This window comes from Caballeronia sp. INML2 (genome assembly GCF_023631365.1).
Classification (GTDB): domain Bacteria; phylum Pseudomonadota; class Gammaproteobacteria; order Burkholderiales; family Burkholderiaceae; genus Caballeronia; species Caballeronia turbans.
On the sequence record NZ_JALQDH010000144.1, the window covers coordinates 1 to 6089 of the forward strand.

The following is a 6089-nucleotide window of genomic DNA, read 5'->3' on the forward strand; positions in this document are numbered from 1 at the left end:
CCGAGAGCAACAAATCAGCACTTGCGAAAGGAGGTAAAAACAAGGATTCTTGATCCCCGTTCGAGCCCCGAAACAGGCGCCTTTCTCTGGCGCCATTACGCCGAAAACACCCGGCTCCTTTACGGCGAAAGGCAACACTGCTGCGATGACGCCGATGCAACTCGCCAATCACTTCGCCGGTGGCAATATCCAGTGCCGCGAACAAGGTACTCATGCCATGGCGCATGTTCACCGGCGCGGCGGTGTGGGTGCTGGTGATCTGACCATCGTCCTGACGGCGTCCGGTCATGTACCCGGAGATCAGCGGCGAGACTATCGGCACGATTCTCGCCGGTGGTACGGTCATCGCCCTTGCCGGTTATGCGACGATCCTGTTGCTCCGTGCGCGCCGCGGCCGGCACGAAGCGGTGGGCGTCAGTGCTGACGACAAGGCCTCGTTCGCGAACAGAAGCGACAAGTGCCAACGCCGCTCGTCTTCCATGCTGTCACCATCTCTCGCCAGAACGCCTCGCCGTGGCGAGGGCGGCGCGCGCGTTCGCAAGCAGCTCGCCCCATCACGTCGTCGTCCATCGCAACACTCCGATCACTACGATGGCGAAACCTTCGCATCGTGCACACGGACACTCAAGACGGGTTGCGCTGACGGATACAACATTTATCCCGACACCTTTCACGACTTCAACGAAAGGATGCGCCGACCGCCGATACCCTCTACGCGGTGTTCCATGCACTAGCCGATGGGGCGACGGTGGACACTACTAGGACGTGCACAGCACGCGACACGAATTGTCAGCCCTCGCGTACGAACTGCACTGCGCGCCGCTGAGCGTGCTGCATGGCGCGCGGTTGCGGCCGCTGCGAGAGCGACCTCGGCTTCAAGATGGTCAAGCGAATCGCGGCGCTCGAATTCGTGCCGACCTTTCCGATCTTGGCGCGGGCGAACGCGGCTAAAGGAGGCCACGAATCTTATGGCTACTGGGTGCCCATCTGGATGGCCCCTCAGATGAAAGCGAACATCGCGATCACGGCGGCGGCCATCACACCGGTTGAAAGCCATCCGAGCATCCGCAGTGGCATGGGCGTGACGAAGGTGCCCATCACCTTCGGGTTTGACGCCATCAGCATCATCAGCACCATGATCGGCACCGCCGCGACGCCATTGATGACGGCGCTCCAAAACAACGCCCTGATCGGGTCGATCGATGTGAAGTCGAGTCCGAGACCCGCGATCGTCGCGAGCGCGATGATGCCGTAGAATCGTTTCGCCAGTTGCGGTTCCAGTGCAAGGCTGTTTGTCCATCGAAAGGTGCCGGCCATCGCGTAAGCTGCAGAGCCGGCCAGCACGGGCAGCGCGAGCAGCCCCGTGCCAATGATGCCGAGGCTGAAGAGGAGGAACGCAAACTGGCCGGCGATTGGTTTCAACGCAGAGGCGGCCTGTGCCGACGTCCGGATGTCAGTGATGTGGTGAGCATGCAGCGTGACTGCAGTAGTGAGCATGATGAAGAACGCAACGAGATTGGAAAACGCCATCCCGATCGACGTATCCAGGCGGATGCGGCTCAGATTTGCTGGACCCTGGGACGGCATTTTGGTGAGCGCCAGCTGTCCCCTCTTCGCGTGCAGTTCCTCAACCTCCTGCGAGGCCTGCCAGAAAAACAGATACGGGCTGATGGTGGTCCCGAATACGGCGACCATGGTCGTGATGTAATCAGCGCTCCACGAGCTGTGCGGAAATACGGTGCGTAGGGCCACGGTCGTCCAGGGGATCTGGACCGCGAAGATCACGCCGACGTAGGCGAACAGTGCCAGGGTGAGCCACTTGAGCACGCGGACGTACCCGCGGTACGGTACGAACACCTGCAACGCGAGCGAAAACACGCCTAATCCGACCGTGTATGCGTGTGTCGGGCCGCCCACGAGCAGATTGACGGCCGCGCCCATGGCCGTCAGATCGGCTGCGATATTGATTGTGTTCGCGACCAATAGGAGGACGACAGTGCCGTACAGCAGCCACCGTGGATAATGACGTCGCAAATTCGTCGCCAGGCCGTGGCCGCTCACCCGACCGATCCTAGCGCTCACGACCTGAATGGCGACCATTAGCGGATACGTCAGCAGGACGGTCCACAGCATGTTGAAGCCGAATTGCGCACCCGCCTGCGAATACGTGGCGATACCGCTCGGGTCGTCGTCCGCTGCCCCGGTGATGAGTCCTGGTCCGAGCTTCGCAAGCCACGAATCGGCCTGACCATCGACCTCGATGTCGACTTTCGTAGACGAAGCCATATCGTGTTCCATCAGTGTGGCGCGACGACTGGACGAGAACTCGCCTTGAACGACGCGCAAGACGGTCAACAACATCCCGCAGCTGCAAGTACTGCCTGTAATCTTGTTTCAGGAATCGCCAACCACCCATGCGGGCGCGACGCGACGGAAGATGGCTAGGTCATTATGCGGACGCCTGGCAAAAAACGGAGGTAACGTGGGAATCCACGCGCTCACGTGATCTTTGTCGCCATCGTGACCGGTGCTCTGGCAACTCCCGCATCAATGCTCGAAACGGCTCCAACAGTCGCCGATGGGATCTTTCCGTGGACAATGTCTTTCTGTTTGCCGCGTTCGGTGCGTAGACGCCGAACGCCCTCAACTTGCCGCCGTGGCATACCGGGGCAGGCTGATTGTGAAAATACAGCCGGTGCCCGGTACGTCGCGCACGCTCAGAGTCCCGTTATTTGCCTCGACGCTTCGCCGCGCGATAGACAGTCCCAGACCGAGCCCGGTTCGGTCCTCCCCGTTCTGGGTGAAAGGCAGGAACATCCGTTCCGCACGGCCAGGCGGAAGACCGCCGCATTGATCCTTCACATCGATCAGAATGCGATCCGACACGGCATACGTGTCCAGCGTCACCTCGCTGTGGAGGTGAGTGAACTTAAAGGCGTTTTGCAGCAAGTTCCCCAATGCTGAGTAAAGCTGGTCACGATCTCCTCTCACGGCGAGTTGGGAATCCACTGCGGAAACCGTCAAAACGCATCCACGAACATGCGCGGCGAGGTTAGCCGCCCGTTTGACTTCCGCAATGAAGTCGGCAGCCGGGAACAGTTGAGATTGCGCAGAGGCGCCGGATGCTGAGCGGACCTCATCCAGAGATTGCGCGATGAGATCGCGCAGTCCGCCCAAGCTTCGTTCCAGTACCGTCCCTGTGGCGCCGGACAGACTCAGATTGCCAGTTTTGGCGGCGGTGAATGCGAGCGTGGCGGTCTGCAGAAGGTTACGTAATTCGTGGGCGAAGAAACCTAGCTTTTCATGCAACTCGATGGCCTGCCGGTCCGCCACGGCAAAATCTCGCTGGTAGCTGAATTCGGTGACCGCATCGGCAATCGCGTTGTCCAGACAGCGATTTAAGGTACGAAACTCGTCAATCTGAAATGGCGCATCCCGCTCGTACGCGAGATCGGTTACCGCCTGGCACAAGTCGCCATAGTCGTGGACGACCTGATCGACCGAATACCCGAGCGTCATCAGTTCCCGTCCATGTCGGGCAGCCGCCTGGCCAATTTCGGATAACGACGCCACGCCGCCCGAAGGCCCCGAAATCCTGCGGCTGTCCATCGGCTCCGATGTCTGTTCCGTCCGCAGAGTCCGGATTAGCTGGTCCAGGAACAGTGGAACGCCGTTTTGGAGTTGCTGGGAGGTCGCTGACCGGGCGGGCCTCTGCGCGACTTTTGCCCGGCACCGTTCGATCAACTCTTCGCGATTGTTAGCCAGAAAAACGTGCATCATGATGCAACCCCTTACGCCGGTCTGCGGCATTCATCGGTGGCCAGTTGTCGTCGCAAGACGCGGTCTGGTGCAACGTGGGTTTTACCCCGTACTGAAACGCTGAATCCACCCCGAGGCAAATGTTTGCAGGCGGAAGTCGGCGTGAACGGCCGATTTACGGGTGCACACGCTCCTATGTCGCATTAGATATCATACGCGCGCTGTCCCGTCCTGGGCGGAACTGGTGGTATCTACGAAGCGCCGACGACGGCACGCGGCGCCCCCGGGTGCCGGTCGGCCACGCGCGACGGCTTCGCACGGCGCGGAGTGATTGTTGCTCTCTCTATGTTCTTCAACGCAACCCTTGGGTGCAAAAGTGGAGCGACAGGAGCAACGTCCCGTGATCCTGCTCGCCGACGATGACGAGCAGACGGCGGGGGCTTGGGCCGCCGTGCTTCGCATGAACGGTTTCGAGGTGGTCTGGACGACTGACGGTGGCTCAGCCTTGTCCTTGGCGCGTATGGCCCGTCCGGACCTGCTGCTGACCGACTGGGACATGCCTGTTATCGATGGCCCCGAACTATGCCGGATTTTCCGGAGCGATCCGGTGCTCGCCAGCGTGCCGATCGTTCTGGCTTCCTCGTTGAGCTTGCCGCCTTTCGGCAGTTCCAACTTACACAATTTGTTCCTTCAGAAGCCTGTCGATGCCGTTGCATTGTTGACCGCCATAACCACGCTTGCGGTTGTTGTTGCTAGTGCAGGTGAGATGACGCAAGTAGATCCAAAACCCGATGAAGGATCCGGGGACCAACAGTAGTCAGACAAAGCCGACGTATTGAAGATTCACCCGAACCGACGGCGTCCGTGCCGCAAAGCGCCCAGATGCGCGACACGCAGCTTCGAGTTGTGTTCGATCGGTATCGGCGAGCGTGCGGCTCGCGAGCAATCTGTCGCAGTCAGAGAGTGCATATCCAGCTTTCACTCGAGGAACACATTGAACGCCCTGTACGTCGCGACACATTCGGCCAATGGGCATGGCTGTCGCGCTTCACGGACACCAGGACCATGTTCGAAAACTACCGCAAGGAAGCCGAGCGACTCCTGCTCTGGTCCGTCGTAGTGCTCGACAAACCGCTTTCCTTCCTCACGCGCGAGGACTGCCTGCGTTATTGACACTTCCTGGCTGATCCGCAACGGGTGGCAACCTGGGTCGCGGCCGTCGGGCGCAAACACGCGCGCAGCAATGCGCGCTGGCGTCGGTTCTATGGCCCGCTGTCGCCCGCCAGTCAGCGCCAGGCAATCGTGTTCTGAAGGCATTGTTTTCGTGGCTGGCACGTGGGCTATCTAGCCGGTAACCCGCTCTCACCTTCTCGACAGCGTGCCTGGCATCCCGCCCGCGCATTACCCGCTATCTCGAGCAGGAGGTCAAGGCCACCATCGCCGCGATGCCTAGGGACACTGAGCGCGAAATCGCGCACGTCTACCGCGTGCGATGGCTCTTCACCCTGCTCTATCTCGGTGGCCTGCGCATCGCGGAAGTCGCTGCCAATACGATGGGCCAGTCCTGAGCGCGCTCCCCTCGCCAGATGAAGATACGCCACTCATCCTGCCGATTGGCGCCACGGCAGCCTATCGGAGCGCCACGGCCTACTCGCGTTTGACCCGCGCCGCTTTAAACGCGATCGTCAAACACGTGTTTCGAGCGCTGCGGGGAGACTTCGCGAGCACGACCCGTCCTCCGCCGCACGCGCTGACCTGCTGGACAAACCTCCGCTCACTGGCTGCGACACAGCGCGGGATCACATATGGCGGATCAGCAAGTCGATCTGCGACCCGTGCGCGACAACCTCGGACACGCATCGCTGACGACGACATGCCTGTACCTCCATTTCGATGATGATCGACGCAGTGTTGTAAGCAACCGAGCGACACGTCTCCCGAATGGTGCGACGCATGTCTAAATCGCTCGACCCTGCAATACGATTAACTCGCCATGGAAGCGTTCGACCTTTTAAAGCACGGATTCCGGCTGACCGACGTGACGTGACCGTCGTCCTGGCGGGCAAGAGCTGGAGGCCTTTTTCTGGCTGCCGACCGATGTGGAGGCCAAGTATGCTGAAGACTTTCACGACGGCGCTGACCGTATTTACGCCGTCGCTCATCGCAGGCTGCTTGCGCCCCCCCGGCGCGCCCAGAACTGACAAACGGCTCACTTCCCGAAGCTGATGAGAGCGGTGAAAGCAATCGCATTGCGGGCGTGAATGACGGCGCAACTTCTCGGGTCGCACACTTAGCCGATGGTCGGGTTCACAACCGAGATGGTCGGGCCT

5 protein-coding genes and 1 pseudogene are annotated in these 6089 nt (G+C 60.6%); 3 read left to right on the plus strand and 3 right to left on the minus strand.

Annotated elements, in window-relative coordinates; all coding sequences use genetic code 11:
• Positions 1 to 289: hypothetical protein (locus NCT32_RS36230; RefSeq protein ID WP_250491487.1), on the minus strand; the 289-nt coding region annotated here is incomplete at its 3' end.
• Between NCT32_RS36230 and NCT32_RS36235 the strand changes: the two genes are divergently transcribed.
• Positions 288 to 734 (plus strand): hypothetical protein, encoded by a 447-nt coding sequence (locus NCT32_RS36235; RefSeq protein WP_311768218.1) that lies wholly within the window; start codon positions 288 to 290, stop codon positions 732 to 734. The two genes, NCT32_RS36230 and NCT32_RS36235, sit on opposite strands and share 2 nt — an antisense overlap.
• A 265-nt stretch (positions 735 to 999) precedes the next feature.
• Here NCT32_RS36235 and NCT32_RS36240 read toward each other — a convergent pair whose 3' ends face one another.
• Both NCT32_RS36240 and NCT32_RS36245 read right to left on the minus strand, forming a co-directional pair.
• Positions 1000 to 2286, minus strand: a complete 1287-nt coding sequence (locus NCT32_RS36240; protein WP_250491486.1) for an NRAMP family divalent metal transporter — start codon at positions 2284 to 2286, stop codon at positions 1000 to 1002.
• Between the two features lie 357 nt (positions 2287 to 2643).
• The gene (locus NCT32_RS36245; RefSeq protein WP_250491484.1) at positions 2644 to 3780 is read right to left on the minus strand and encodes a HAMP domain-containing sensor histidine kinase; all 1137 of its coding nucleotides are present in this window, start codon (positions 3778 to 3780) and stop codon (positions 2644 to 2646) included.
• A 379-nt stretch (positions 3781 to 4159) separates the two neighbouring features.
• On the opposite strand from NCT32_RS36245, the gene NCT32_RS36250 reads away from it, so the two are divergent.
• Positions 4160 to 4576, plus strand: coding sequence for a PleD family two-component system response regulator (locus NCT32_RS36250; protein ID WP_250491485.1), 417 nt, complete (start codon positions 4160 to 4162; stop codon positions 4574 to 4576).
• 215 nt (positions 4577 to 4791) lie between these two features.
• Positions 4792 to 5720, plus strand: a pseudogene (locus tag NCT32_RS36255) (tyrosine-type recombinase/integrase); the annotation flags it as partial.
• Positions 5721 to 6089: the final 369 nt, after the last annotated feature.

What these genes read in the sequence shown, in the direction of transcription:
- NCT32_RS36235 (WP_311768218.1), top strand. Translation starts at nt 288, where the DNA reads ATGTACCCGGAGATCAGCGGCGAGACTATCGGCACGATTCTCGCCGGT.
- NCT32_RS36240 (WP_250491486.1), bottom strand. Translation starts at nt 2,286, where the DNA reads ATGGCTTCGTCTACGAAAGTCGACATCGAGGTCGATGGTCAGGCCGAT.
- NCT32_RS36245 (WP_250491484.1), bottom strand. Translation starts at nt 3,780, where the DNA reads ATGATGCACGTTTTTCTGGCTAACAATCGCGAAGAGTTGATCGAACGG.